The following is a 25,142-nucleotide window of genomic DNA, read 5'->3' on the forward strand; positions in this document are numbered from 1 at the left end:
TGAGGCGAAACCGGCTCACTGGCAGAACCTGTCGAGCAGGCCTTGCTGCGCGTTGTACGGCGGATTTCCGGCGGGATCGGCGTGCACGTAGCGACCATCGCTGCCGAGCAGCCACGCCTGGGTGTTGTCGGCCAGCCCGTTGGCCAGGGTTTCCTCGAACACCCGCGCGGCCAGTTCGGGGTCGAGGATCGGGAAGGCCACCTCGATCCGTCGCATCAGGTTGCGCTCCATCCAGTCCGCGCTGGCGCAATACAGTTCGGCCTCGCCGTCGTTGGCGAACCAGTAGACGCGGCTGTGTTCGAGAAAACGCCCGATGATCGAGCGCACGCGAATGCGCTCGGAAATGCCGGGCAGGCCGGGGCGCAGGGTGCAGGCGCCGCGAATGATCAAGTCGATTTCCACGCCGGCCTGCGAGGCGCGATACAGCGCTTCGATCACGTGCGCCTCGTTCAGCGCGTTTAGCTTGGCGACGATGCGTGCGGGGCGACCGGCGCGTGCATGTGCGGTCTCGCGCTCGATCTTGGCCAATACGCTGGGATAGAGCGTGAACGGCGAATGCAGCAGCCGCTTCAGTTCGATCATCGGGCCGAGGCCGGACAGCTGCTGGAAGACCTTGTGCAGGTCTTCGCCGATCTCGGGGTTCGCCGTCATCAGGCCGATGTCGGTATACATGCGGCTGTTGGCCTGATGGTAATTGCCGGTGGACAGGTGCACGTACCGGCGCAGCGTCTCGCCCTCGCGTCGCACGATCAGCATCATCTTGGCGTGGGTCTTGTAGCCGACCACGCCGTAGACCACCTGCACCCCGGCCTCCTGCAGCCGCGTCGCCAGGCGGATATTGGCCTCCTCGTCGAAGCGCGCGCGCAACTCGATCACCACGGTGACGTCCTTGCCGTTGCGCGCCGCCTCCACCAGCAGGTCGACCAGCGGGGTATCTTCGCCGGCGCGGTAAAGCGTCTGCTTGATCGCCAGCACCTGCGGATCGGCGGTGGCCTGACGCAACAGGTCGATCACTGCAGCGAAGCTCTGATACGGGTGGTGCAGCAGCACATCGCGCTGGCCGATCAGGTCGAACTTGTTGCGCGCACTTTCGAGCGCCGGCGGCAACTGCGAATTGAAGCGCGGAAATTTCAGCTCCGGCCGATCCAGCCAGTCATAGATCAGGCCTGCGCGAATGATGTTGACCGGACCGTCGCAGCGGTAGACATCGGCCTCCTCAAGCTGAAAGTTCTCGATCAGCATCGCGGTGATCGCCTTCGGGCAATCGTTGGCGATCTCCAGCCGCACCGGACGCGCATAGCCACGACCGACCAGTTCCTCGCTGAGCGCGAGCGCGAGGTTTTCCACCTCGGCCTCCTCGACAATCAGCTCGCTGTTGCGGGTGACTCGGAACTGGTACGAACCGACCACCTTGAGGCCGGGAAACATCAGGTCGACAAACGCCTGCAGCAATTCGGCGAGGAACACGAAATGTTCGCCCGGACCACTGACCTCGGCCGGTACGCGGATGATCCTCGGCAGCGAGCGGGGCGCACGCACCAGCGCCATGTGGCCTTCATGGCCGAACGCATCGCGGCCCTTCAGCACCACCGCAATGTTCAGCGTCTTGTTGAGGATGCGCGGAAACGGGTGCGCCGGATCCAGCCCCAACGGCGACAGCACCGGCAGCACTTCGTGCTCGAAGTAGCCCTGCAGCCAGCGGCGCTGACGCGGACTCCAGTGCTTGCGGGTGAGGATGTGGATCCGCTCGGCATCCAGCTGCGGGCTGATCTGCTCCTGCCAGGCGGCGTACTGCTCGGTGACCAGATCCAGCACGCGGCTGCGGATCCGAGCCAGCAATTCGCCGGACGGGATGCCGTCCGGGCCGGGCGCTGCCGAGCCGTAGGCATGGTGATGCTTGAGCATCGCCACCCGCACTTCGAAGAATTCATCGAGGTTGTTGGCGACGATGCTGAGGTAGCGCAGTCGTTCCAGCAGTGGCACATCGGCATTGCGGGCCATCGCCAGCACGCGGAAATTGAACTCCAGTGCAGCCAGTTCGCGGCTGAGATACAGGCCGGGAGCGGTCAGGTCGGGTTCGCTGGGCGAGGGGGGGGCTGGATGATGCATGGTTCATTCTGGCCCAAGGCGCAGGCCAATGAAACGCCGCCGCCCGACTCAATCGTCGTCGCTGCCGCCGGGAGTCAGCAACCGTGCATGGCCGAAATGGCAGGCAAACGTGGAGCCGACTCCTGGGGTACTGTCGATCTGCAGCTGCGCCTGATGCAGGTTCAGCACGTGCTTGACGATGGACAGGCCGAGCCCGGTGCCGCCGCTGTCGCGCGAGCGGCTGGAGGAGATCCGGTAGAAGCGCTCGGTGAGCCGGGCCAGGTGCGTGGCCGGAATGCCGAAGCCGGTGTCGCTGACCGAATACACCGCGCCGTCGGGAACGCGCTGCCAGCGGATCATGATGCTGCCGCCGGTCGGCGTGTAGCGCACCGCGTTGCTGACCAGGTTCGACAGCGCGCTGTGCAGGTCCTTCGGTGAGCCGAGCAGGTCCGCTTCGGCGGTGGATTCGAGCACGATCCGATGGCGACCCTGGCTGAGCGCCTCGGCTTCCTTGCGCACGGTCGCCAGCAACGATGCCATCGGCACCCGCTCGTCGGCGACCTGGTGCTGCGTTTCCAGCCGGGACAAGGTCAGCAGGTCCTCGACGATCTGGCCCATTCGCTTCGACTGCGTGCGCATTTCGCTCAGTACCGGCGCCAGTTCGGGCACATCCTCCAGGTCGAGCAGTTCCAGATAGCCGTGGATCACGGTCAGCGGCGTACGCAATTCATGCGAGACATTCGCCACGAAGTCGCGGCGAATCTGTTCAAGTCGATTCAGATGGCTGATGTCGCGAGCCAGCAGCAGTTGTTCGTGATCGCCGAACGGCAGCATGCTGACATTGATCTGGCTGTCTGCCTGGCCGGGCGCGGCAATGTCGCTGAGTGGCTCCTGCGTACCGCGGCGCAGCCAGTCGGCCAGATCCGAACCGGCCATCCGCTGCTGCAGCGGCGCTCCCCGATCCTGCGGCCGGCGCAGGCCGAGCAGGTTTTCGGCGGCATGATTGAACCAGCGTATCTGCTGCTGTCGATCGAGCAGCACCACGGCGTCCGGCAACTGGCTGGCGGCGTTGCGCAGGTCACGCAGACTGGAAGCAATACGGCGGGAGCGCATCATGAAACGGTCATGTTGAAGAGGGCTGGCGGCAGCCGGTGTGGCCATCATGGGCGGCGTTTGATGACCGATCCGGGTCAGTAGCAAGACGACTTCCGCTACAGCGACCAGCGCGACGCCAACGGCGACATGCCCATCGGCAAGCCAGCCCAGCAGCGCGCCGACGAGCAGGGCGGCGGCGAGGGCGGCAGGCAATTTCCAGGACGGCGTTGCGGGTTGGATCATTCAGGAGTGGTGCGACGTGGGCTCGGGAACAGCGCCCAGCATCGGCAAAAGCTGCCGCCGCCGCAAGCGCAACACAACTCAGACGCTGGTCGAGAAGCGGTAGCCGGTGCCGCGTACGGTCTGCACCAGGTCGTCCAGCTTCCATGGTTCCAGGGTCTTGCGCAGGCGCCGGATATGCACGTCGACGGTGCGCTCTTCCACGTACACGCTGCCGCCCCACACGTGATCGAGCAACTGCGTGCGCGAGTAGACGCGCTCGGGATGGGTCATGAAGAAATACAGCAGGCGATATTCGGTGGGCCCGATCGGCACCGGCTCGTCGCCGGCAAACACCCGGTGCGCGGGGCCGTCAATGCGCAGGCCGCCCAGTTCGACCATGCCGGAGCCGTCGTCACCCTGGCTGCGCCGCAGCACGGCCTTGATCCGTGCGATCAGTTCGCGGGTGGAAAACGGTTTCACCACATAGTCGTCGACGCCGGCTTCCAGTCCGTTGACGCGATCCATCTCTTCGCCGCGCGCGGTGAGCATGATGATCGGGATTTCGCGGCTGAGCTCTTCCTTGCGCAGGCGCCGAGCCAGCTCCAGCCCGCTGGTGCCGGGCAGCATCCAGTCCAGCAGGATCAGGTCGGGCACCTGCTCGGCGATGGCCAGCTGGGCCGCGCGGGCGTCAGCGGCCTGCATCGCGTCCATGCCGGCCTTGCGCAGCGCAAAGGCGATCATCTCGCGAATCGATGTTTCGTCTTCAACGATCAGGATGCGTTTGTGCACGCCGTGGTCTGCCGGTGCTTGTGACGGGGATATTGCAACGCATGAATGTTACGCGTCGATGACATGCGTCTCATGCGCCGGTCACCGTTGCGGGTCGATCGTGTCGGTTGGGCCGGCGCCGATGCCGAAGCACAGCCGCCCGTTGCAGCTGTCAGCGGGCCGCAATTGCTGCCGACCATCCGGATTATCTTCGGTCTGGATCTTGCGCTTGTGCAGCTCCAGCACCAGTGGCGTCAGTTCGGCGATGCGCGCCTGGATGCGTACCCGTGCGTAATAGTCCAGGTCATCGCGCTTGAGCAACCGCTTGAGCTGTTCCATCGCATCAAAGGGGCGGCCGGCATAGTAGCTGGCGTCGGCGAAGGCTTCGCCGGCACGCACACTGTCGCCAGCCTTGTCGCTGGCGCGGGCGTAGGTGCTGTAGATCTCCGGCTCGCTGGCGTTGTCCAGCAGCGGCCGCAACAGATTCGCGGCCAGGCGGGCCTGATCCTTGTCGCCGTCGGCGGTGAGAGCCTTGGCGTAGGCGAGCGCCACCGCGCGATTGCGCGGCGACTGCGTATTGAGCGCGCTGTAGATCGTCAACGCGGCAGCATGTTGCCCGGCCTGCAGTCGGGCATCGGCCAGCGCCAGTCTCAGGATCAGGCTGTCCGGGGCGGACTGCAGCAACGGTTGCAACTGTTCGATGGCCTGGGCGCCACGGCCGCTGCGGGTGAGGGCCAATGCATAGCCGTAGCGGTTGGCCGGGGTGTCGAAGCCGCGCTGGTTCTGCAAACTGGAACTGTAGTAGATCGTCTGCTTGAGGGCATCGCCGGCCAGTACCCGCGTGCGTTCGCGCATCAACGCGTAGGTGTTCGCGCTGCCGGTGCGAGGTGCCAGCAGCAACGTGGTGGGATCTTTCACGAAGGCGATCGGCGCGGTGCTTCTCTGCCACTGAAGCTTGTCGATGCCGGTGCCGGATGGACGCAATTTCTGCGCAGCGACCAGGGTAGCCGCACGCGCCTTGGCGTCGCTGATCCGCATGGTGGTTACCGGATGGGTCTGCAGCAGCGCCGGCACGTCCAGTCCACCGGCGCCGGCGCTCATGGCGTCTTCCATGCGCTGGAAAAAGCCGGCCATCGCATTCGGGTCGAAGCCGGCGTTGGCCAGTGTCTGGATACCGACACGGTCGGCCTCGATCTCGTCCTTGCGGGTGAAGTTGATCGACTTTTGCGCGAGCAGGCCCTGGCCGCCGGCCAGTACGGCCATGGGTGCGTCGCCGCTGTGACTGCCGGCGCCGGCGGCAATCGCACCCAGCAGGACCAGGGCCATCAGCGGCGCGTCCTTCTTGGAATCCTCGAATGCGCGTTGCAGGTGGCTTTGCGTGATGTGGCCGATCTCGTGGGCGATCACGCCGGCCAGCTCGCTCTCGTTCTGGGTGATCGTCAGCAGCCCGGAATTCACCGCGATGTAGCCGCCGGGTGCGGCGAACGCGTTGATCTCCGGGTCCTTGACGATAAAAAAAGCGAAATGGTCCTTCGGCTTGTCGCTGCTGGCGACCAGCCGGTACCCGAGGTCGTTGACGTAATCGTCCAGCAGCGGGTCATCGACCACCATGTCCAGCGCACGCATCTGGCGCAGCATCGAGGCGCCGTAATCCTGTGCTTCCTGCGGAGAAATCAGCGCATTCGCCGAGCTGCCCAGGTCGGGCAGGCGGACATCGTTCTGCGCGCCGGCAGGGCAGGCCAGCGCGGTGCTGATCAGCGCCGTCAGCAGACGAGGGAGGAGGCGTCGTGGTGCCATGGTCATAGGTTGGGCGACAATAGCATTGAGACCGTGCTTTACCGCATCGGTTCACGGCGCCGACCGCTTGAGCTGATGGCGGTGCGGCCCCATTTGATCGTGGTCTTTCCCCAAGTTGCGGAGTGTTGTGATGCCCAAGATCGAGGTCTATTCCACGGCGGTTTGTCCGTACTGCGTGGCGGCCAAGAACCTGCTCAAGTCCAAGGGGCTGGAGTGGAGCGAAGTGCGCGTCGATACCGACCCGGCACAGCGCGATGCCATGCTGGCGCGCAGTGGCGGGCGACGCACGGTGCCGCAGATTTTCGTCAACGACCAGCTGGTGGGTGGCTACGACGATCTGGTCGCGGCCGATCGCAGCGGCAAGCTGGCGCAACTGCTGGAGAACATCGCATGAGCGACAAGCTCGCCGAATTCAGCGCGTTCCGCCAGCGCATGAACGAGCGCATCCTGGCCGAGGACAATCAGGTCGTGCGTCGCTTCTTTGCGCTCGACACACAGACCTACAAGGCTGGTGCGCTGGACGTGAAGACCAAGGAGATGCTCGGCCTGGTCGCCTCGCTGGTGCTGCGTTGTGACGACTGCATCAGCTACCACGTGGCCCAGTGCAAGGAAGCCGGGGTCGAGCGAGATGCGTTTTTCGAGGTGTTCAGCGTGGGTCTGGTGGTGGGCGGGTCGATCGTGATCCCGCACCTGCGCCGCGCGGTGGATCTGCTCGACCAGCTTGAGTCCGATAGCGGCATCGCTACGGCCGCCTGCGCCGACCACGCCTGATTCCGCGCGTCAGTGGCTGACCCGGATGGCCGGGTCAGCGCACGATCGTCTGCGGCTTTCTGCAACGCTGCGTGCGAGTATTTTCAACGCGTTGCGGGGGACGCGCCCTGTTCGCGTGATGCCATATCGGCGATAATCAGCAGGTTTCAGCACGTGCCCGTTCCCCCGTTGGCATGTACTGCTCGCCAGTTTCCGTTTCAAGGAGTTTCCCCATGAGCAAGACAATTGCCGTGATCCCGGGCGATGGCATCGGCCCGGAGATCATGACTGCCACGCTGCGCGTGCTCGACGCGCTGGATTGCGGCCTGAGCTACGATTTCGTCGACGCCGGCATGGTCGCGCTGGAGAAGCACGGCGACCTGCTGCCGAAGGCCACGCTGGACAAGATCGCCGAGCACAGGGTGGCGCTGAAAGGCCCGCTGACCACGCCGATCGGTGACGGCTTCACCTCGGTTAACGTGACCCTGCGCCGCCATTTCGACCTGTACGCGAACGTGCGCCCGGCGCTGAGCTTCCCCGGCACCAAGTCGCGCTACGAGAACATCGACATCATCACCGTGCGCGAGAACACCGAGGGTGCCTACCGCTCCGAGGGGCAGACCCTGTCTGCCGACGGCGAGATCGCCGAATCGGTCGCGCGCAACACGCGCAAGGGCAGCACACGCATCGTGCGCTACGCGTTCGAACTGGCGGTGAAGAAGGGCCGCAAGAAGGTCACCGCGGTGCACAAGGCGAACATCCTGAAGACCAGCTCGGGCCTGTTCCTCAACGTGGCGCGCGAGATCGCGAAGGAATACCCGCAGATCGAGTTCAACGAGATGATCGTGGACAACACCTGCATGCAGCTGGTGATGAAACCCGAGCAGTTCGACGTGATCGTCACCACCAACCTGTTCGGCGACATCTTGTCCGACCTTTGTGCGGGCCTGGTCGGCGGCCTCGGTCTGGCACCGGGCGACAACATCGGCGAGCACGCGGCGATCTTCGAGGCGGTGCACGGCTCGGCGCCGGACATCGCCGGCAAGGGCATCGCCAACCCGTGCGCGCTGCTGCTGGCGGCGGCCGACATGCTCGACTACCTGGACATGGTGGCCAAGGGCGACCGGTTGCGCCAGGCGATCCGCGACACCATGACGAACGACCGTGACAGCGTGACGCCGGACCTGGGCGGCAAGGGCAGCACCAGCAGCTTCGCCGACGCGATCGTGAAACGCCTCGCGGCCTGATCCGGGCACGCCCGGCTACTCGCATCAAGGCCGCGGTCGCCCCGCGGCTTTTTTGTTGGATCGCGCCGGCCGAGCGGCTAGGCTTTCGGACTGAGCCACGCGACCGCCGGAATTCGTCGATGCCATCACAGGTGATTCCCAACCAGGCCTACGCGCTCTGGGTATTCGTCTACATCGCCGCTGCCGTGCAGGCGGCGTTGCTGGCGCTGGCGCTGTGGCGGCGGCCGGTCAACACCGAGGCAAACCGGGTGCTGGCGGTGTGGGTCGCGCTGACCGGCATGGATCTGCTGGTCAAGGCGGTGTACTGGAACTCGCTGTCGCCGGAGTGGTTCAGGGCGTACCGTTTCGTCGCGCTGTTTCCGTTCCTCTACGGCAGCCTGTTCTACGTCTACGTGCGTGCGCTGATCGAGACCCGCGCCTTTCGCTTGCGCGACGGCGTGCACCTGCTCGGCTTCGGCGTGATGCTGGCGCTGAATGCGCATGTGCTGCTGATGAGCGACCAGCAGATGCAGGCGTTGTCCGCGCGCTGGGTGGCAGGCGAAAAGACCATCGGTTCGTGGTTCGACGTTCCCTTGTTCGTCTACAGCCTCTCGTACGTGGCGGCGGCGCTGGTGCGCGTGCACCGCTACCGCCGCCGGTTGCGCGAGCGGCGCTCGGATGCCGAGCGCATGTCGCTGCGCTGGATCGACGTGATGGCGGCTTGCCAGGTCGTCATCTGGATCATCGCCACCACGCAATGGCTGGCGACGCTGCCGGGCATCGACTACCGCCTGCTGTTCGGCGCGGTCGCCGCGTGGGTGTGCGTGGTCGGCTGGCTCAGCCTGAACCAGCCGCCGGTGGCGAGCGAGCCAACCGCGGTTGCCGGGGAGGAGGCGCCGCCGGACACGACGGACCCCGACGATGCGCGCTTCCCTGCGGTGGAGGCGCGTCTGGCGCAACTGATGGGTGGCGACGAGGCGCTCTATCGCGAGCCGGCACTCACCATCGGGCAGGTGGCGAAGCGCAGCGGCTATCCCGAGTACCTGGTGTCGGCGGTGATCAACCGGCGCTTCGGCGGCACGTTCTGGGACTACATCAATCGCCTGCGAGTCGAGGCGGTGCGTGTGCGCCTGGTCGATCGCGACGACGCGCGCACCATTCTCGACATCGCCTACGACTGCGGCTTCACTTCCAAGTCCACCTTCAATGCCGCGTTCAAGCGCCAGGTGGGCGAGACGCCGAGCAACTATCGCAAGCGCCAAGGCCAAGGCGAAACAGTCACGGAGCCGACCGGCGATGCAGCGCGGCGATGATCGCGGCGACCATGTCTTCCGTGCCGGTGCCGTAGTCGATCGAGATGCCCATGCGCACCACCACCAGCCGTTCCGACGGCACGATCACCAGATACTGCCCGAGCGCGCCGCGCCCGTAATACATGTCCTTCGGCAATCGCGGCATGCCCCACGGGGCATTCCATACCGGCACGCTGCCCTCGCTCACCAGGTTGGTCCAGAAGCCGGCGCCGTAACCGGTTTTCAAGGTTTGCGAATGGCTGTACGCAACCCAGCCTTCGGGCAGGATGCGCCGTCCGTCGACCACGCCGTCGTCCAGATAGAGCTGGCCGAAGCGGGCAAAGTCGCGGGCCGAGGCGTAGACATTGCTCGATCCGACCGGCGTACCGGTGGCGTCGGTTTCGATCACCGCGCTGCGCATGCCCAGCGGCGCGAACAGTTCGCGCCGCACGAAGCGCCCGGCATCGACCGCGCTGCCGCCGGCGGCGTCGCGGACCAGCCGCGAGAGCAGCACGTAGCCGAGGTTGCTGTAGCCCCAGGCGGTGCCGGGCGGATGGGCCAGCGGCGTCCGCGCCGCATAGCCTGCCATGTCGCGTTCGAGGAACAGCATGCGGGTCATCGGGCTGAGCGCGCCGTCGGTCTCGTCGAACGGCAGGCCGCTGTTCATGCGCAACAGCTGGTCGACGGTGACGGCGTGGTGCGGGTCCGCCGGCGAGCGCCAGGCGGCGATCGGTGCGGGCTGGTCCAGCTGCAGCTTGCCCTCGCGTACGAGGATGCCGATCAGGGCATTGATCACCGACTTCGTCAGCGAGTGGGCCCAGATGGGTGTGTCCGGCCCGTAGCCCGCGGCGTAGCGTTCTGCGATCAGTTTGCCGTCGTGCACCACCACCACGGCCTTGGTTAGCCGTGGGTGGGCCGGGTCGGGTTCGGCGAAGGCCTGATCCAGTGCCCGGCGGATCGTCGGGTCGCTCGGTTCGACCATGCTCGCCGGCCAGGTGCTGGCGATCGGGGCAGGCTCGAAGCCGGCCGCCTCGGGTACGGCGCCACCGCCGTGCACGAGCAGGCAGCCGAGGCCTTCGCGGTAGACCGCCCGCGCGGTGAAATCGCCGAATACCGAGGTGCGCACTTCGCGCATGGCGTGGTCCACCTCGTAATGGATCGCCCAGCCGATGCCGCGCATCAGCGGCAGCTGCTCCTCTTGGAATATCTGCTGCGGATCGACGTGCGAAACGAACGTCGCCGCGCACAGCGAGTGGCTGACCGAGCCGGTGGCGGTGCGGAACAGATCCTTGCCGGCGGTGCCGATCCAGAGGGCGGCGGCAAGCAGGAAGACGAGCAGGGTGACGAGGGTGATTTTCAGGAGACGCAAAGCCATGGCGGTCCGCCGGGTCGGTTGTCGGGGCGGCCAGCATGGGGAACGCGGGGGCGGCGATCGTCCGATCCGGCGGAATCGTACGGCGCCGACGCGTCGTACGGGTGCGATCCAGCCGGTCCGGACGTCAGTCCAGCGAACAGCCGCCATCGGCGCAGCCGTTGAACTCGCGTTCGACGCGGCGGCGCAATGCGGGAATTCGCAGCAACGGCAACAGTGGCCAGTAGACCGGGATCCGCCGGCACAGCAGGGTGAGCCCGGCTGCGCCGCGCAGTGTCGTACCGTGGTGCAGATCTTGCACCACGACTTCGCCCAGGTGCAGCGAACCCACGGGCGAGACGCCCGTGGAATCCTCGAAACGGCCCAGCCAGTCGAGCCGGCGATGCCACCGCGCGTAGCGTGCGCATTTCGCGCAGTCCGGATGGCGGTACAGCCTGATCGTGGCCATGGCGGCGGCCGCTCAGTGCTTGCCTGGCTTGTAGTGGCCGGGCTGCGCGCGCGAAGGGATGGCGATGCGGTTCCAGCCGTTGATCACGATCACCACCATGTTGAGGTCGACCAGCTCTTCCTCGCTGAACTGGGCGCGGGCCTCCTCGTAGACCTCGTCCGGCACGCCGTGGACCGGATCGAGCCGGGTCACCGCCTCGCACCAGGCCAGCGCGGCGCGTTCGCGCGCGTTGTAGAACGGCGCCTCGCGCCAGGCCTGCAGCACGTACAGGCGCTGCTCGGTCTCACCGGCGGCGCGGGCGTCCTTGCTGTGCATGTCCAGGCAATAGGCACAGCCATTGAGCTGCGAGGCACGCATCTGCACCAGTTCGATCAGGCTCTGTTCGAGGCCGCAGCCCCTGATGTAGTCGCCAAGGGCGAGCAGCGGTTTCAGGGCGTCAGGGCGTTTGTTGGCATTGAAACGGGGCATGGGATTCTCCGTGGGGTCGTCGGCCGGGTGGCCGTTCAGTGCAAGGACGCGGGCGGCGTCGATTTCGTGACAGCCGCCAGCCGGGCGAGCTTGCCGGGGTGGCGCAGGGCGTGCACCGCGGTGATGCGCTCGCCGTCGTCGTCGATCCAGCTGGTCGAGATCAGTGTGTCGCCGTGCCAGCCGAACAGCGCGGGCGTGCCGTTGAGCTGGCGGATCTCGTGGCGCACGCCGCCGTACCGCTGCTGCTGCAGCGCAATCTGCATGTACAACCGGGCCAGCCGCTCGGCGCCGTGCAACGGGTGCAGGGTGGCCCGTGCCAGGCCACCGCCGTCGGAAACGCTCATGGCGTCTTCGGCAAACAGGGCGCGCAGCGTGGGCATGTCAGGCTGTTGCAGCGCCTGCATGAAGCGTTCGAGCAGACGCCGCTGGGTGTCGATGTTCGGCATCGCCTGACGCGGTCGATCCTCGCGCAGCCGCTGCTTCGCCCGGTGCACGCGCTGGCGGCAGGCGTCCTCGCTGATATCGAGCATCGCGGCCGTCTCGGCATGGCTGTAGTCGAACACCTCGCGCAGCAGGAAGGCGGCGCGTTCCTCGGCACTGAGCCGCTCCAGCAGCAACAGGAAGGTGAGGGTCAGGCTTTCGGCGCGTTCCATCTGCGCCTCCGGCTGCTCGGCGTCGGCAATCAGCGGCTCGGGCAGCCATGGCCCGGGGTAGTGCGCGCGTTCGGTCTTGGCACGGCGCAGCCGATCCAGTGACAGTCGGGTGGTCACGGTGACCAGCCAGGCCTCCGGGTCATCCAGCGCAGCGATGTCCTGTGCATGCCAGCGCAGCCAGGCGTCGTGCAGCACATCCTCGGCGTCACTCGGCGTGCCGAGCATGCGATAGGCCAGCCCGAACAGACGCGATCGGTGCTGCTGGAACAGGGTGGTTTGCGGATCCATGGCGTTCTCCGACGAGGTACGCATCAAGGACGCACGCGGATCACGCAATGTGACCGCTCAGCGGAAGATCGGCCAGGGCGCGAGGAAGATCAGCCAGATCAGCAGCAGGATGCCGACGTACTTGAGCGCTTTGTACAGCTTCTTGTAGCGGCGCTTGAACGCCGCCTTGAACGCGTGGCCGGCACCGTGTTTGCGCTGACTCAGTGCAAACAGACGGTTCACGAAACCGGTTTTCTCCGCTTCACCCTCGGTGTTGGGCGAGGCGGTGATCTTGCCCATGAACGCGCCGACGCGGTGGTTGAGCGCATTCATCCAGCGCGTGCGCAGTGGCCGTTCGACATCGGCAAACAGGATCACCCGGGTCTGCTCGCTGGTGTTCTCGGCCCAGTGCACATAGGTTTCGTCGAACACCACGTCCTTGCCGTCGCCCCAGGCGTGCTCCTCGCCGTCGACGAAGATGCGGCAACTCCTCGAATTGGGCGTGATCAGGCCCAGGTGGTAGCGCAGCGAACCGGCGAACGGATCGCGATGCGGATTGAGTTTGCTGCCTGGCGGCAGCAGCGCGAACATCGCCGCCTTCACGCTCGGGATCGATTTCAGCAGGGCCACCGTTTGCGGGCACAGCGCTTCGGCCGAGGCCAGCGGCTCGCCGTACCACTTCAGGTAGAAACGCTTCCAGCCCTGCTTGAAGAAACTGTTGAAACTGGCGTCGTTGTTTTTCGCAGCGGCGCGGATGTAACCCTCGTCGAACAGGTGCGTCGCCTCGTCGCGGATCGCCTGCCAGTTCGCCTGCAGCAGATCCAGCTGCGGAAAGCCGCGGCGGTCGAGGATGGGTCTGGCCGGCACCGCCGAGAACGCGTACATCAACAGGTTGTACGGCGCGAAGATCGCCGAGTGATCGACCAACTGGCGATCGAAGCGCAGCCGCACGCGGCCGCGCAGATGCACCAGCAGCACGCACAGCACGAACAATGCGAGCACGGCTAGCAGGACGAGGCGAGGAGTGAGGATCATGTCGGCGCTTGCAACCGTGGAATGACTGTCAGGCAGGCATTCTACTCGCTTGGCCGTCGACGCTATCGAGGAGCTGCCTCAGCCTTCATCTGCTGTTCCCTGGTCAGCTCGACGTGCTGCTGCGGGCTGATCGGTTCGAACACGGGCTGCATGGCACCGCCCTTGTGGCGCAGCGCGGCGATCATGTTGGCGGCGGGGTAGCGGCTGGCGGCGAGAGCGGCCGCGTCGAGCGCATGCACGCGATCGATCCAGGCGCGGTCCCCGGCGAGCTGCGGGTCGAAGTTGAAACCGATCCGCCGTTCGACGAACGGCATGATGGCGCCGCCGAAGCTGAAGAACAGTTCGAAATCGAACTCGGCCAGCAGGCAGGCCACGATGTCCTGCGCGCGCACACCCTCGTTGGAATACGCAGCATGGTTGATCGAGCGGTAGCGCTCCGATGTCGTATTGAAATGGCGATCGTGGCGTTTGTCCGCCGGCAGGGTTGCCCACGCTTCCTGCACTGCGGTTTCCACGTCCGGCCACAGTCGATGGCCGTTGCGGCCGATGATGTCGGAGCTGAGCAGCACGCCTTGTTCGGCCAGCGAACGTCGCAGCGACTCGCAGAAGATCTCCAGCGCGGTGACGTGGTGGAAGAACTGGTTGACGATGATGACGTCCTGCCCAGGTAGTTCGAACGGCAGGTTGCAGTCGCGCGCCGCGAACGTCATCAGCGCGTCGACCCCACGTTCCTGCGCCGCCGCAGCGGCAAGGCGCATCAGCGCAGGGTTGAAGTCGATGCAGGTGACCTGCGCCTCGACGCCGTCCGCCTGCAGCCGCGCGGCAAGGTCGATCTCCATGCTGCATGAGCCGGTGCCGACGCTGAGTACGCGCACGGGCGCGTTTCCGTCGGCCGCGCTGCGCCGGATATGGTCGAGGAAAAAGCTTTCCGGTGAACCGATGCCCAGCCGTTGCGCGTCGGGTGCCAGGAAATGCCCCGACCAGTAATCAAAGATCGGCGGCAGCGTTTCGCTCTGATATTGCGGGGTGACACTGAACGCGATGCGCTCGGCCATGGCGAGCAGCCGGCGACGAGCCGGCGCCGGCAGCGAACGTGCCAGCAATGCGATGGCGCGCTTGGCCGTGAGTCGATGGCGGTAGGCGAAATTCTTCAACGACATGCGGGCAGCATCAGTCAGGCGTGGCCGCGCAACGGGCAACGGGACACGGGAACAGCTGGGCCTGCCATCTCGCGACAGGCCCAGCTGTTCCCCGTTCCCTGGTGTCACAGCGTCTCCGCCGCAAAGTCCGCCAGCCGCGAGCGTTCACCGCGCCGCAGCGTGATGTGCGCCGAGTGTTCCCAGTTCTTGAAACGGTCGACCGCGTAGGTGAGGCCGGAGGTGGTCTCGGTGAGGTAAGGCGTGTCGATCTGCTCGACATTGCCGAGGCAGACGATCTTGGTACCGGGGCCGGCACGGGTGATCAAGGTTTTCATCTGCTTCGGGGTGAGGTTCTGCGCTTCGTCGATGATCAGGTAGCGGCTCAGGAAGGTACGTCCGCGCATGAAGTTGAGCGAGCGGATCTTGATGCGCGAGGCGAGCAGGTCGTTGGTGGCCTGGCGACCCCAGCTGCCGCCGTCTTCGGGATTGGCGAGTACTTCCAGATTGTCGGTCAGCGCGCCCATCCATGGGGTCATCTTTTCTTCCTCGGTGCCGGGCAGGAAGCCGATGTCCTCGCCGACGGAAACGGTGGCGCGGGTCATGATGATCTCGCGATAGCGCTGCTGATCCATCACCTGTGCCAGGCCAGCCGCCAGTGCCAACAGCGTCTTGCCGGTGCCGGCGTTGCCGAGCAGGGTGACAAAGTCGACGTCCGGGTCCATCAGCACGTTGAGCGCGAAGTTCTGCTCGCGATTGCGTGCACCGATGCCCCATACGTGGTGATTGGCATGCGAGTGGTCGTCCAGCAGCACCAGCGTGGCACTGGTCTCGTCGATGTTCAGCACGCGCAGCTCGACCGCGTTTTCGCCGGGCAGGAACAGGCACTGGTTCGGGTACCAGGCATCCTCCTCGCGCCGGTCCATCGCGTAGAACGTGCGACCGCGCTCGGTCCACGAACGCACTTCTGGATGCTGGTCCCAGAAATCTTCCGGCAACTCGGCGGAGCCGGTATAGAGCAGGGAAAAATCGTCGAGCGCGCGATCGTTCTCGTAGTCCTCGGCGACGATGCCGTTGATGCTCGCCTTGATCCGCAGGTTGATGTCTTTGGTGACAAGGATCACGGCGCGTTCGGGGTTCTGGTCGCGCAGCTCGATCACTGCCGACAGGATCTGGTTATCCGCCTTGGTGTGGCCGTTGCTGCTGGTGCGGTGCTGGAAATACAGCCGGCCGACCGATCCGCCACGCTTGAGCTTGATGCCCTGCGGGTTGCTCAGTTCCAGCCCGTCGCTCAGGTCATGCTGCTTGCCCAGTTCGATCAGTTCGTTGAGGAAACGACTGACCTGGCGCCCGTTGCGTGAGACTTCGGAGGCGCCTTTCTTTTTTTCGTCCAGTTCCTCCAGCACGGTCATCGGGATGAAGACGTCGTGTTCCTCGAAGCGGAACAGCGAGGTCGGGTCATGCAGCAGGACGTTGGTGTCGAGAGCGTAGATGCGCTTGCTTCCGGTCATGCGGAAGTGTCCTCGCTGGTGGGTGGATGAAGGAGCCGCGGCGTACGGCGAGTCGCGGGGAGGTGATGCCGGTACGGGGCGCCAGCCGGATGTCGGCTAGCGGTGCCGGTGGAGGCCATGAATGCCAGGATGGTCACTTGCCGGGGATGGTGTCGAGCACGATCTGGGCGTGGCCAGGTACTTTCACGCCGCGCCATTCCTGTGCCAGTTTCCCGTCGGGGTCGATCAGGAAGGTGCTGCGCACGATGCCCAGGTGACGTTTCCCGTACAGCACCTTTTCGTGGATCACGTCGAATGCCTGGCACCAGGTTTCATCGGCGTCGGAAACCAGCCGGAACGGGAGTTCCTGCTTGGCGGCGAAATTGGCGTGTGATTTCGGCGAATCGCGCGACACGCCGATGACCTGTGCGTTGCGCTGGCGGAACGCCGGATACAGGTCGCGGAAGTCCTTCGCTTCGTTGGTGCAACCGGGCGTGCTGTCCTTGGGGTAGAAATACATCACCACCCACTGACCCTTCAGGCTGGCGAGCTTCAATGCGCTGCCGTCGCCGGTGATACCACTGAGCGAAGGGACTTTCTTGCCAACCTCGGGCATGACTACTCCGGCACAGCGGGTGACCGCTGCGCATGTGTGTGGAAAGGGGAGTTCGGGAACCGGCTGACGGTAAACACTGCGGGAGGTACGCAGAAAGCGATCGGATTGGATCGACACACAGACGGCAATGCAGCGTTCCTCGGTAGTCCCGGGAGCAAGACTAGCGCGTGCGCACCCGCCGATGACAGTCCTTGTCAGATGCGCCGGATCGCGCGATCCTCAGAACTTCACCGGATCCATGATCGCGTCGAGATTCAGGCCGTCGCACAGCTCGAGAAAGTCGTCGCGCAGCGCGGCAATATGGATCTCGGCCGGGATGCCGATGGTGAACTGGGCCTGGAACATCTCCGCGCCCGTCTGCATCGCCTGATAACGGGTGGAGTTGAGCTGTTCCACGCTGATGCCATGCTGGCTGAAGAACTCCACGATTCGCGCCACGATGCCGGGCCGATCCGCCGCTACCACCTCTACCAGATATGGCAGCAGGTGCGAGCTGTTCTCGCGCGGGCCGGTGCGGTAGTGCACCAGCCGCAGGCTCTCGTCGCGGGCCAGCTTGGTCACGGCGGTTTCGAGCTTGGCCAGTGCATCCCATGCGCCGCTGGCGAGCAGCATCAGCGAGATTTCCGTGCCGATCGTCGACACGCGCGACTCGGAAAGATTGCAGCCGGCGTCGGCGATGCGCTTGGCCAGCGCCAGCAACGGCGACTTGATTGCCGGCGTGAGTGCCTGGATCAGCAGCTGATTGTCGTTGCCTGTACGCGCTGCCGCGGGAGAAGAGGCGGAAGAAGGTTTCAAAAGAGCCTGCCTGTGGCGTTGTCCCGCGCGGTGCGGAGACGCTGAGATTACTCCGTTCGAGCTTACTTGCCCGCCTCGCGAGCCGGCAAGTAACATGCACGGCTTGACCCCGAGCGGAATTGAGACTTGAACATTCGCGGAAGCATCTGCGCGCTGGTCACCCCGTTTGCGGCCGATGGCGCACTCGACCTGGCGGCATTCGGGCGGCTGCTCGATCACCAGCTCGCGGGCGGCACGCAGGCGCTGGTGGTAGCCGGTTCCACCGGCGAAGCGCACATGCTGGAGCCGGAGGAGTTCGATCGGCTGCTGACGTTTGCGATCGAGCATGTGGCCGGACGGGTGCCGGTGATTGCCGGCACCGGTGAGGCCGGCACGGCGAAGACGGTAGCGATGACTCGCCGTGCGCGTGCACTGGGCGCCGATGCGGCGCTGGTGGTGGTGCCTTATTACGTGCGTCCGACCCAGGAAGGCTTGTACCGGCATTACCTTGAAGTGGCCGAACATGGCGGGTTGCCGTTGCTGCTCTACAACGTGCCGACCCGTACTGGCTGCGATCTGTTGCCGCAGACCGTGGCGCGGTTGCGCGAGCACCCGGGCATCATCGGCATCAAGGAAGCGCGCGGCGATCATGAGCGGATTTCGGCGCTGGCGGAACTTGTGCGTCCCGATTTCGTCTATCTGTCCGGTGACGACGGCAGCGCGGGCGAGGCCATGCTGGCCGGCGCCGCAGGCACCATCTCGGTGGTGGCCAACCTGGTGCCGCAGGCGTTCCGTGCCCTGTGCGATGCGGCCATCGATGGCGATCAGGCGGTTACTGAGCGGTGCCATGCCGCGCTGCAGCCGCTGGTGCAGGCGCTCAACTGTGCGCCGAACCCGATTGCGGTCAAGGCTGGGTTGCCCATCCTGGGGCTCGGTCTGGCGCTGCCGAGATTGCCGCTGGTGGAACTGAACGACGGTCCGGATCGCGCCCGATTGCACCAAGCGCTGTCCAGTCTGGCATCCTTGGCGACTGTGGCCGGTTGACGGTTGCCTGACTTACTTACGGAATCTGACTACATGAAGAAAACCTCGCTCCTCGTGGCCTTGCCGGCTGTGGCCCTCAGTGGCCTGCTGCTTGCCGGCTGTGGCATGTTCCGTTCGCACAAGGCGTGGGACACTGCCCAGCAGCAATCGCCGCTGGAGATTCCGCCGAGCCTCGACCGGCCGTCGACCAGTGAAGCCTTGATGATTCCTCCGCCCGGTGCGAATCAGCCGACTGCCAATGGCGCGACAGCCCGCGTCGGCAACGCCGGTGGCCAGATCGCCGATGGTTTCGTGATGACCGACAGCGTCGACAATGCCTACCATCGAGTGGGTCAGGTACTGGAAAGCGGCAGCCTGGGGCAGCTGGTCGGGCATGACGATGCCACGCACAGTTACACGCTGAACGTTTCCGCCGCTGCCGTGCAGCAGAAGAAGAAAGGTTTCTTCGGCCGCATGTTCGGGCGTCACAAGGACGATGCTGCCGCTGCCCCGGGTGCGGGCTCGCATCAGGTGCAGGTAAGCATCAACGGCAGCGGCACGAATGCCAGCGAAGTACGTGCCGAAGGCAACGCCGCGGCGGTGGCCAAGGTGATCGATACGTTGAAGTCGCGTCTGGGCGGCTGATCCTGCTGCCGTATGGCCACAAAAAAGCCGCCCTTTGGGGCGGCTTTTTTGTGGCCATTGATTTCAGCGCTGCAGCAACTGGAGCTTGTCCGGCTTGCCTTCCCACTCCTTGGCGTCCGCCGGGCTGTCCTTGCGCTCGGTGATCACCGGCCAGCCCTTGGCCAGTTCGGCATTGAGCGCCACAAAGGCCTCCTGGCCGGCTGGCACGTCGTCTTCCGGATAGATTGCGTTGATCGGGCACTCCGGTTCGCACAGGGTGCAGTCGATGCACTCATCCGGATCGATCGCGAGGAAATTGGGGCCTTCATGGAATGCGTCGACCGGGCAGACCTCGACGCAATCGGTGTATTTGCACTTGATGCAGTTGTCGATGACGACGAAAGTCATGGGCGGTCTTCGGTGATTTTTTTTATGAAGAGTGCGGCCATGGATGGCCGCTTCTGGTCTTCACCCGCTGGCGAGGACTGCAAGCCGCCACCCGTCGTGTCGACTGCCGCGTTCACGGACGATCGCACAAATAAAAGAATGGTGCTCCCTACGAGGTTCGAACTCGTGTTCCCGCCTTGAGAGGGCAGTGTCCTGGGCCACTAGACGAAGGGAGCGTTATGCTGCGAGGCGCGCTAGTATAACGGAATTGTTTCGCGCGGCAATGCTTGGCAAGCATGGGCCTGCGCCGTTCGAAGCATGCCCTGCCGGTGCAGACGTCATGGCGCCCCGCAGGACGATCCGCGATGCCGCGCACCGCGATATATTGCAACCAAAGGGCGGCTTCGCCCCGCAAGGATTCCGACCGCTTGAATCTCGAATCAGGGAACGACATCGCGCCAACGCTGCGGATCATTCCGCGCGACCAGCACATCATTTCGCGCAAGAACATCAGCAAGGCGGCGTTGCGGGTGCTGTACCGCCTGAACGAGGCCGGTTACGCGGCCTATCTGGTCGGCGGCGCAGTGCGCGACCTGCTGCTTGGCCTGCAGCCGAAGGACTTCGACGTCGCCACCAGCGCGACGCCGGACGAAGTGAAGAAGCTGTTTCGCAACTGTCGCCTGATCGGCCGGCGTTTTCGCCTGGCGCATGTGGTGTTCGGCCCGGAAATCATCGAGGTGGCGACCTTTCGCGGTCTTGGCGAAGAGGGCGGCGAGGGCGATCGCCATATCGTCGACGGCCGCATCGTGCGCGACAACATCTGGGGCACTATCGAGGAGGACGCGATCCGCCGCGATTTCCGCGTCAACGCTATGTACTACGACATCAGCGATTTCTCGGTGCGCGACTACGTCGGCGGCATGAAGGATCTCCAGGATCGTGTGCTGCGACTGATCGGCGACCCCGATATTCGCTACCACGAAGATCCGGTTCGCATGCTGCGTGCGGCCCGGCTGGCAGCCAAGCTCGACATGAGCATCGAAGCAGCGGCGATGGCGCCGTTCGAGGCGCTGGGGCCGCTGCTGGCCGACGCTGCACCCGCGCGACTGTTTGATGAATCGCTGAAGATGTTCCTCAGCGGCAACGGTCTGAAAAGCTTTCGCATGCTCGAGCAGAGCGGCCTTCTGAAATTCCTGTTTCCGGCAACCGCCCGTGCGCTCAAGCGCGGTGACGAGGCGCTGCGTTCGCTGGTCGAGCACGGCCTGGAGAATACCGATGCGCGGATCGCCGAGGGCAAGTCGGTTACCCCGGCATTCCTGTTCGCGGTGCTGCTGTGGGGCGAAGTGCGCGATGTGGCGCATCACTGGATCGCCCGCGGCCAGGAGAGCACCGAGGCATGGGCACGTGCGTCAGCCCAGGTCGTCGGCGAGCAATGCCAGCGGGTGGCAATCCCGCGGCGGTTCACCTTCACCATGGAGGAGATCTGGTCGTTGCAGCCGCGTTTCGAGCAGATCCAGCGCAAGCGGGTGTTTCGCCTGATGACCCACCCGCGGTTTCGCGCCGCGTTCGATTTCCTGCTGCTGCGCGCGGATGAATCCCCGGCGATGCGCGAACTCGGCCTGTGGTGGGCGCATGCGCAACAGCTGCCGCAGGAGGTGCTGGCGGCGGCGCTACCGGCCGGCGGCGGCAGCGCCGCCAGTGATCATATTGCAGCACCCGTTGCCGGCCGGCCGCCTCGTCCGCGTCGGCGACGACGCAAGCCGGGCGACAAATCGGGTTCCGTGTGACGCTGGCTTACGTCGCGCTGGGCAGCAACCTCGGCAATCCGAAGCGGCAGGTGCTTGACGCGATGGATGCGTTGGCGAAGCTGTCGGCCACCCGTCTGCTGCAGCGTTCGCACCTGTATTGCACGCCGCCATGGGGCCTGCTGGAGCAGCCACCCTTCGTCAACGCTGCAGTAGAGCTGGATACCGCGTTGTCGCCACATGCCTTGCTGGATGCGTTGCTGGCGATCGAGCAGCAGGCCGGTCGCGTGCGCACCGAACGCAACGGTCCGCGCACGCTGGATCTGGATGTATTGCACATCGATGGTGTGCAGCTCGACGACGAGCGGCTGACCCTGCCGCATCCACGCATGGCCGAGCGTGCATTCGTACTGCTGCCCTTGAATGATGTGGCGCCCGCGTTGTGGCTCCCTGGGCAAGGTGTGGTGGCGGAACTGCTGGGCAGACTCGATCTTGCCGGTTGCGAAAGGCTGCTTGCGCCATAATCGGCGCCCGTTTACCCGATCAGGAATTGCCGTGTACGTGCAAAACGCGAATGTCCCCGACCGCAAACCGGTGACCGTGCCGGGTCTGCTGGCCATGAAGACGCAGGGACAGCGCATTGTCATGCTCACCGCCTATGACGCCAGTTTCGCCTGGCAGCTGGAGGCAGCTGGGGTCGATATCGCGCTGGTCGGCGATTCGCTGGGCATGGTGGTGCAGGGGCACCGCAGCACGTTGCCGGTCACGCTCGACCATATGGTCTATCACACCGCCGCAGTGGCTCGCGGGCTGTCGGCGACCCTGCTGGTGGCCGACCTGCCGTTCATGGCCGATCGCGATATCTCCCATGTGCTTCAGGCCGGTGCACGACTCGTTGGCGAAGCGGGCGCGGCCATGGTGAAGATCGAAGGCGCGGCGCCGCATATCCTTGAGGCGATCGCGGCACTGACCGCGCGCGCAATCCCGGTTTGCGCGCATCTGGGGTTGACGCCGCAATCGGTGCACAAGTTCGGCGGGTTTCGCATCCAGGGCCGCGAGCAGGCGGCCGCCGACCGCGTGCTGGCCGAGGCACTGACGGTGCAGGCGGCCGGTGCGGATCTGCTGGTAATGGAAGGCGTGCCGGTCGAGTTGGGCAAGCGGGTGACCGCGGCCCTGAGCATCCCGGTGATCGGCATCGGTGCAGGCCCGCATTGCGACGGGCAGGTGCTGGTGATCCATGACATGCTCGGCATCACCCCGGGCAAGCGACCGAAATTCAGCAAGGATTTTCTGGCCGGACGGGATTCTGTCGGCGCGGCCATCGCGGCGTATGCAGCAGACGTGCGCAGCGGCGTGTTTCCGGCGCCCGAGCATTGTTTCAACTGATCAGCGAGTCAACGCACCATGCAGACCGTACAAGATGCCGCTGCCTTGCGCGCCGCGATCCGCGGCTGGCGGGCGAAAGGCCAGACAGTGGGGTTCGTGCCGACCCTGGGCAATCTGCACGCCGGTCATCAGTCGCTGATCAAGCTGGCGCGGGCGCGCACCGAGCGGGTGGTTGCCAGCGTCTTCGTCAACCCCACGCAGTTCGGTCCGAACGAGGATTTCGAACGCTATCCACGCACGCTGGTGCAGGATCAGGCCGCGCTGGCCGATGAGGATTGCGATCTGCTGTTCGCGCCGGATGTGGCGACGATCTATCCGTTTGGCGCCGAGCACAGCGTCAGCTTGCGCGTGCCGCAGATCACCGACACGCTGGAAGGTGCGCACCGACCCGGGCATTTCGATGGCGTGGCCACGGTCGTGTGCAAGCTGTTCAACCTGGTGCAGCCCGATCTGGCGGTATTCGGCCAGAAGGATTTCCAGCAGCTGAAGGTGATCGAGCGGATGGTGCGTGACCTGTCGTTGCCGGTGAAGGTGATGGCCGCGCCGACCTTGCGCGCCGAGGACGGGCTGGCCTTGAGCTCGCGAAACCAGTACCTGTCCGCCGCGGAACGCGCACGTGCGCCGTTGATCCACGATACGTTGCTTAAAATGCGCGAACTGCTGGACCAAGGCCATCCATGGCAGGCGCTGGAGCAGACTGCTGCCGCGCGGCTGACCCGTGCCGGATTCATCCCTGATTACGTGGTGATCCGCCGTGCCGAAGATTTGGCCGAACCGGCCGAAGGCGAGCGCGGCGGCCTCATCGCGCTGATCGCGGCGCGCCTGGGCAGCACCCGTCTGATCGACAACTTGCTGTTCGACTGAGCTGCCCGCATATCGCTGCCGATACCGATGATGTTGCGGTGCAACGTGATCGGTTCGATAATCGCCGACTTTGCAGAATCCTGCGGGAAAGAACGTCATGCACCTGAACATGCTCAAGGCCAAGATCCATCGCGCCACCGTGACCCACGCGGAGTTGCACTACGAAGGCTCGATCGCAATCGACGGGCTGCTGCTGGACGCCTCGGGCATCCGCGAGTACGAGCAGATCCACGCCTGGAACGTCAACAGCGGTCAGCGCTTTGTCACCTATGCACTGCGTGCCGAGGAAGGCTCAGGCATCATCTCAGTGAACGGCAGCGCCGCGCGCAGCGCCCAGGCTGGCGACATCATCATCATTGCCGCGTTCGTGCAATTGAGCGAAGCCGAGCTGGAGCAGTACCAGCCCACCTGCGTCTACATTGCCGCCGGCGCCGGCAACCGCATCAGCCACACCAACCGCTCGATTCCGAAGCAGATGGCCGCGGCCTGAGCCGCGCAAGTTCACGCCGGGTTTTGCTGCTTCGCCAGCGCCCACGCCACATGCTCGCGCACGATCGCCGATGGATGATCGGCGCGGGCCCCAAGCGCTTCGCGCACGCTCGTTGACGGCGGCGCATTGCCCAGTGCCACCGCGATATTGCGCAGCCAGCCTTCGTAGCCGGTGCGGCGGATCGCCATGCCTTCGGTACGCTTGAGGAATTCTTCCTCGCTCCAGGCGAACAGGTCGATCAGCTTCGCGCCGTCGAGGCTGTGTCGCGGAGCAAAATCCGGCTCGGCGGTTGCCTGCGCGAACTTGTTCCACGGGCACACCAGCTGGCAATCATCGCAACCGAAAATGCGGTTGCCCAACGGTGCGCGCAGGTCTTCCGGGATGCTGCCCCTGAGCTCGATCGTGAGATAGGAAATGCAGCGTTTCGCATCCAGCCGGTAAGGGCCAAGTATCGCCTGGGTCGGACAGATCTCGATGCAGCGGCTGCAACTGCCGCAATGCGCGCTGGCCGGTTCGTCCACCGGCAACGGCAGGTCCGTGTACAGCTCGCCGAGAAAGAAATACGAGCCGGCGTGACGGTTGATTAACACGGTGTGTTTGCCGATCCAGCCCAGCCCCGCGTTGCGCGCCAGTGCCTTCTCCAGCACCGGCGCGGAGTCCACGTAGGCCCGATAGCCGAAATCGCCGACCACGGCATGGATGCGCTCGGCCAGCTTCTGCAGCCGGTTGCGCATCAGCTTGTGATAGTCGCGCCCCAGCGCGTAGCGCGATACGTAGCCGGCTTCGGCATCCTGCAACACGCTCCAGGCGTTGGCGGTGCCGGGCGGAATGTAATCCATGCGCACCGAGATGACGCGTTGCGTGCCAGGCTCCAGTTCGGCCGGTCGCGCGCGACGGGTGCCATGACGCGCCATGTACTCCATTTCGCCATGGTGGCCGTGTTCGAGCCAGCGTTCGAGGTGCTGCTCGTCCTCGCCCAGGTCGGTGCCGCTGATGCCGGCGTCGGCAAAACCCAGTTCGCTCGCCCAGTGCTTGATGTCGCGGGCGAGAGCGGCGTAGTCGGGTGTGCTGCGAATGTCGGTGCTGGACATCCGGCTATTGTAGAGGCGGCCCGTGCCTATAATTC

General features: G+C 65.1%; 26 protein-coding genes and 1 tRNA gene. 11 read left to right on the top strand and 16 right to left on the bottom strand.

The annotated features are described in order from the left end of the window. Positions 1–15: 15 nt before the first annotated feature. The 4 genes from ppk1 to EAH75_RS00125 all read right to left on the bottom strand — a co-directional run bounded on the left by ppk1 (position 16) and on the right by EAH75_RS00125 (position 5,976). Positions 16–2,109 (bottom strand): polyphosphate kinase 1, encoded by a 2,094-nt coding sequence (ppk1, locus tag EAH75_RS00110; RefSeq protein ID WP_140803555.1) that lies wholly within the window; start codon positions 2,107–2,109, stop codon positions 16–18. Between the two features lie 48 nt (positions 2,110–2,157). Continuing rightward, positions 2,158–3,426, bottom strand: a complete 1,269-nt coding sequence (gene phoR, locus EAH75_RS00115; RefSeq protein WP_140803557.1) for a phosphate regulon sensor histidine kinase PhoR — start codon at positions 3,424–3,426, stop codon at positions 2,158–2,160. A 78-nt stretch (positions 3,427–3,504) separates the two neighbouring features. After that, positions 3,505–4,194, bottom strand: coding sequence for a phosphate regulon transcriptional regulator PhoB (gene phoB, locus EAH75_RS00120; RefSeq protein ID WP_140655687.1), 690 nt, complete (start codon positions 4,192–4,194; stop codon positions 3,505–3,507). Between the two features lie 81 nt (positions 4,195–4,275). Continuing rightward, complete coding sequence (locus EAH75_RS00125) at positions 4,276–5,976, bottom strand: M48 family metalloprotease (protein WP_140803559.1); 1,701 nt, start codon at positions 5,974–5,976, stop codon at positions 4,276–4,278. A 124-nt stretch (positions 5,977–6,100) separates the two neighbouring features. On the opposite strand from EAH75_RS00125, the gene grxC reads away from it, so the two are divergent. The 4 genes from grxC to EAH75_RS00145 all read left to right on the top strand — a co-directional run bounded on the left by grxC (position 6,101) and on the right by EAH75_RS00145 (position 9,259). After that, a complete protein-coding gene (gene grxC, locus EAH75_RS00130) occupies positions 6,101–6,364 on the top strand; it encodes a glutaredoxin 3 (protein ID WP_140655682.1) in 264 nt (87 codons plus the stop codon). After that, a complete protein-coding gene (locus tag EAH75_RS00135) occupies positions 6,361–6,741 on the top strand; it encodes a carboxymuconolactone decarboxylase family protein (protein ID WP_140803561.1) in 381 nt (126 codons plus the stop codon). Before grxC ends, EAH75_RS00135 begins: the two co-directional genes overlap by 4 nt. A 212-nt stretch (positions 6,742–6,953) precedes the next feature. Further along, complete coding sequence (locus EAH75_RS00140) at positions 6,954–7,967, top strand: isocitrate dehydrogenase (protein ID WP_140803563.1); 1,014 nt, start codon at positions 6,954–6,956, stop codon at positions 7,965–7,967. Positions 7,968–8,086: 119 nt separating this feature from the next. Beyond that, complete coding sequence (locus tag EAH75_RS00145; protein WP_140803565.1) at positions 8,087–9,259, top strand: helix-turn-helix domain-containing protein; 1,173 nt, start codon at positions 8,087–8,089, stop codon at positions 9,257–9,259. On the opposite strand, the gene EAH75_RS00150 is transcribed toward EAH75_RS00145, so the two are convergent. The 9 genes from EAH75_RS00150 to EAH75_RS00190 form a co-directional block, all read right to left on the bottom strand. Continuing rightward, positions 9,225–10,613: a serine hydrolase domain-containing protein gene (locus tag EAH75_RS00150; protein WP_140803567.1), complete on the bottom strand. Its 1,389-nt coding sequence runs from the start codon at positions 10,611–10,613 to the stop codon at positions 9,225–9,227. The genes EAH75_RS00145 and EAH75_RS00150 overlap by 35 nt on opposite strands. Positions 10,614–10,737: 124 nt before the next feature. Beyond that, positions 10,738–11,058 (bottom strand): hypothetical protein, encoded by a 321-nt coding sequence (locus EAH75_RS00155; protein WP_140803569.1) that lies wholly within the window; start codon positions 11,056–11,058, stop codon positions 10,738–10,740. Positions 11,059–11,070: 12 nt separating this feature from the next. Beyond that, positions 11,071–11,526 carry a carboxymuconolactone decarboxylase family protein gene (locus EAH75_RS00160; protein ID WP_140803571.1) on the bottom strand — a complete coding sequence of 152 codons (456 nt, stop codon included), beginning with the start codon at positions 11,524–11,526 and terminating at the stop codon, positions 11,071–11,073. 35 nt (positions 11,527–11,561) lie between these two features. Next, positions 11,562–12,467 carry an RNA polymerase sigma factor SigJ gene (gene sigJ, locus EAH75_RS00165; protein WP_140803573.1) on the bottom strand — a complete coding sequence of 302 codons (906 nt, stop codon included), beginning with the start codon at positions 12,465–12,467 and terminating at the stop codon, positions 11,562–11,564. Between the two features lie 57 nt (positions 12,468–12,524). Further along, a complete protein-coding gene (locus EAH75_RS00170; RefSeq protein WP_140655665.1) occupies positions 12,525–13,481 on the bottom strand; it encodes an aspartyl/asparaginyl beta-hydroxylase domain-containing protein in 957 nt (318 codons plus the stop codon). A 62-nt stretch (positions 13,482–13,543) separates the two neighbouring features. Next, on the bottom strand, positions 13,544–14,641 hold the full coding sequence (locus EAH75_RS00175; protein ID WP_140803575.1) for a class I SAM-dependent methyltransferase: 1,098 nt from the start codon (positions 14,639–14,641) through the stop codon (positions 13,544–13,546). 104 nt (positions 14,642–14,745) lie between these two features. Beyond that, positions 14,746–16,128 (bottom strand): PhoH family protein, encoded by a 1,383-nt coding sequence (locus tag EAH75_RS00180; RefSeq protein WP_140655659.1) that lies wholly within the window; start codon positions 16,126–16,128, stop codon positions 14,746–14,748. 133 nt (positions 16,129–16,261) lie between these two features. Then, on the bottom strand, positions 16,262–16,723 hold the full coding sequence (locus tag EAH75_RS00185; protein ID WP_140803577.1) for a peroxiredoxin: 462 nt from the start codon (positions 16,721–16,723) through the stop codon (positions 16,262–16,264). Between the two features lie 219 nt (positions 16,724–16,942). Further along, complete coding sequence (locus tag EAH75_RS00190) at positions 16,943–17,614, bottom strand: glycine cleavage system protein R (RefSeq protein WP_428993483.1); 672 nt, start codon at positions 17,612–17,614, stop codon at positions 16,943–16,945. 30 nt (positions 17,615–17,644) lie between these two features. Here EAH75_RS00190 and dapA point away from each other — a divergent pair, with 30 nt between their 5' ends. Together dapA and EAH75_RS00200 are read left to right on the top strand one after the other, a co-directional pair. Further along, positions 17,645–18,541: a 4-hydroxy-tetrahydrodipicolinate synthase gene (gene dapA / locus EAH75_RS00195; protein ID WP_140655652.1), complete on the top strand. Its 897-nt coding sequence runs from the start codon at positions 17,645–17,647 to the stop codon at positions 18,539–18,541. 33 nt (positions 18,542–18,574) lie between these two features. Next, a complete protein-coding gene (locus tag EAH75_RS00200; RefSeq protein WP_140803579.1) occupies positions 18,575–19,165 on the top strand; it encodes a hypothetical protein in 591 nt (196 codons plus the stop codon). A 63-nt stretch (positions 19,166–19,228) separates the two neighbouring features. Here EAH75_RS00200 and fdxA read toward each other — a convergent pair whose 3' ends face one another. Together fdxA and EAH75_RS00210 are read right to left on the bottom strand one after the other, a co-directional pair. Continuing rightward, the gene (fdxA, locus tag EAH75_RS00205; RefSeq protein ID WP_140655644.1) at positions 19,229–19,552 is read right to left on the bottom strand and encodes a ferredoxin FdxA; all 324 of its coding nucleotides are present in this window, start codon (positions 19,550–19,552) and stop codon (positions 19,229–19,231) included. Positions 19,553–19,691: 139 nt separating this feature from the next. Beyond that, positions 19,692–19,767 (bottom strand) — tRNA-Glu (locus EAH75_RS00210). Positions 19,768–19,959: 192 nt separating this feature from the next. Between EAH75_RS00210 and pcnB the strand changes: the two genes are divergently transcribed. The 5 genes from pcnB to panD all read left to right on the top strand — a co-directional run bounded on the left by pcnB (position 19,960) and on the right by panD (position 24,016). Continuing rightward, positions 19,960–21,318, top strand: coding sequence for a polynucleotide adenylyltransferase PcnB (gene pcnB / locus EAH75_RS00215; protein WP_140655641.1), 1,359 nt, complete (start codon positions 19,960–19,962; stop codon positions 21,316–21,318). Further along, complete coding sequence (gene folK, locus EAH75_RS00220) at positions 21,315–21,800, top strand: 2-amino-4-hydroxy-6-hydroxymethyldihydropteridine diphosphokinase (RefSeq protein WP_140803581.1); 486 nt, start codon at positions 21,315–21,317, stop codon at positions 21,798–21,800. The genes pcnB and folK overlap by 4 nt, the downstream gene beginning before the upstream one ends. Before the next feature lie 31 nt (positions 21,801–21,831). Beyond that, positions 21,832–22,662, top strand: a complete 831-nt coding sequence (panB, locus tag EAH75_RS00225; RefSeq protein WP_140655635.1) for a 3-methyl-2-oxobutanoate hydroxymethyltransferase — start codon at positions 21,832–21,834, stop codon at positions 22,660–22,662. A gap of 18 nt (positions 22,663–22,680) precedes the next feature. Further along, complete coding sequence (panC, locus tag EAH75_RS00230; RefSeq protein WP_140655633.1) at positions 22,681–23,526, top strand: pantoate--beta-alanine ligase; 846 nt, start codon at positions 22,681–22,683, stop codon at positions 23,524–23,526. 97 nt (positions 23,527–23,623) lie between these two features. Continuing rightward, entirely contained in the window at positions 23,624–24,016 is a 393-nt protein-coding gene (panD, locus tag EAH75_RS00235) for an aspartate 1-decarboxylase (RefSeq protein ID WP_140803583.1), read from the top strand. An 11-nt stretch (positions 24,017–24,027) separates the two neighbouring features. Here panD and queG read toward each other — a convergent pair whose 3' ends face one another. Further along, complete coding sequence (gene queG / locus EAH75_RS00240; RefSeq protein WP_140803585.1) at positions 24,028–25,107, bottom strand: tRNA epoxyqueuosine(34) reductase QueG; 1,080 nt, start codon at positions 25,105–25,107, stop codon at positions 24,028–24,030. Between the last annotated feature and the right edge of the window lie 35 nt (positions 25,108–25,142).

Origin of the sequence: Rhodanobacter glycinis (assembly GCF_006438785.1) — a bacterium.
Lineage (GTDB): Bacteria > Pseudomonadota > Gammaproteobacteria > Xanthomonadales > Rhodanobacteraceae > Rhodanobacter > Rhodanobacter glycinis_A.

Coding starts and splice junctions, on each gene's coding strand:
- queG (WP_140803585.1), bottom strand. CDS start 25,107: ATGTCCAGCACCGACATTCGCAGCACACCCGACTACGCCGCTCTCGCC.
- ppk1 (WP_140803555.1), bottom strand. CDS start 2,109: ATGCATCATCCAGCCCCCCCCTCGCCCAGCGAACCCGACCTGACCGCT.
- grxC (WP_140655682.1), top strand. CDS start 6,101: ATGCCCAAGATCGAGGTCTATTCCACGGCGGTTTGTCCGTACTGCGTG.
- EAH75_RS00155 (WP_140803569.1), bottom strand. CDS start 11,058: ATGGCCACGATCAGGCTGTACCGCCATCCGGACTGCGCGAAATGCGCA.
- EAH75_RS00200 (WP_140803579.1), top strand. CDS start 18,575: ATGAAGAAAACCTCGCTCCTCGTGGCCTTGCCGGCTGTGGCCCTCAGT.
- EAH75_RS00135 (WP_140803561.1), top strand. CDS start 6,361: ATGAGCGACAAGCTCGCCGAATTCAGCGCGTTCCGCCAGCGCATGAAC.
- EAH75_RS00175 (WP_140803575.1), bottom strand. CDS start 14,641: ATGTCGTTGAAGAATTTCGCCTACCGCCATCGACTCACGGCCAAGCGC.
- EAH75_RS00145 (WP_140803565.1), top strand. CDS start 8,087: ATGCCATCACAGGTGATTCCCAACCAGGCCTACGCGCTCTGGGTATTC.
- panC (WP_140655633.1), top strand. CDS start 22,681: ATGCAGACCGTACAAGATGCCGCTGCCTTGCGCGCCGCGATCCGCGGC.
- EAH75_RS00150 (WP_140803567.1), bottom strand. CDS start 10,613: ATGGCTTTGCGTCTCCTGAAAATCACCCTCGTCACCCTGCTCGTCTTC.
- sigJ (WP_140803573.1), bottom strand. CDS start 12,467: ATGGATCCGCAAACCACCCTGTTCCAGCAGCACCGATCGCGTCTGTTC.
- EAH75_RS00185 (WP_140803577.1), bottom strand. CDS start 16,723: ATGCCCGAGGTTGGCAAGAAAGTCCCTTCGCTCAGTGGTATCACCGGC.
- EAH75_RS00170 (WP_140655665.1), bottom strand. CDS start 13,481: ATGATCCTCACTCCTCGCCTCGTCCTGCTAGCCGTGCTCGCATTGTTC.
- EAH75_RS00160 (WP_140803571.1), bottom strand. CDS start 11,526: ATGCCCCGTTTCAATGCCAACAAACGCCCTGACGCCCTGAAACCGCTG.
- EAH75_RS00125 (WP_140803559.1), bottom strand. CDS start 5,976: ATGACCATGGCACCACGACGCCTCCTCCCTCGTCTGCTGACGGCGCTG.
- panD (WP_140803583.1), top strand. CDS start 23,624: ATGCACCTGAACATGCTCAAGGCCAAGATCCATCGCGCCACCGTGACC.
- fdxA (WP_140655644.1), bottom strand. CDS start 19,552: ATGACTTTCGTCGTCATCGACAACTGCATCAAGTGCAAATACACCGAT.
- EAH75_RS00180 (WP_140655659.1), bottom strand. CDS start 16,128: ATGACCGGAAGCAAGCGCATCTACGCTCTCGACACCAACGTCCTGCTG.
- EAH75_RS00190 (WP_428993483.1), bottom strand. CDS start 17,614: ATGTTACTTGCCGGCTCGCGAGGCGGGCAAGTAAGCTCGAACGGAGTA.
- phoR (WP_140803557.1), bottom strand. CDS start 3,426: ATGATCCAACCCGCAACGCCGTCCTGGAAATTGCCTGCCGCCCTCGCC.
- EAH75_RS00140 (WP_140803563.1), top strand. CDS start 6,954: ATGAGCAAGACAATTGCCGTGATCCCGGGCGATGGCATCGGCCCGGAG.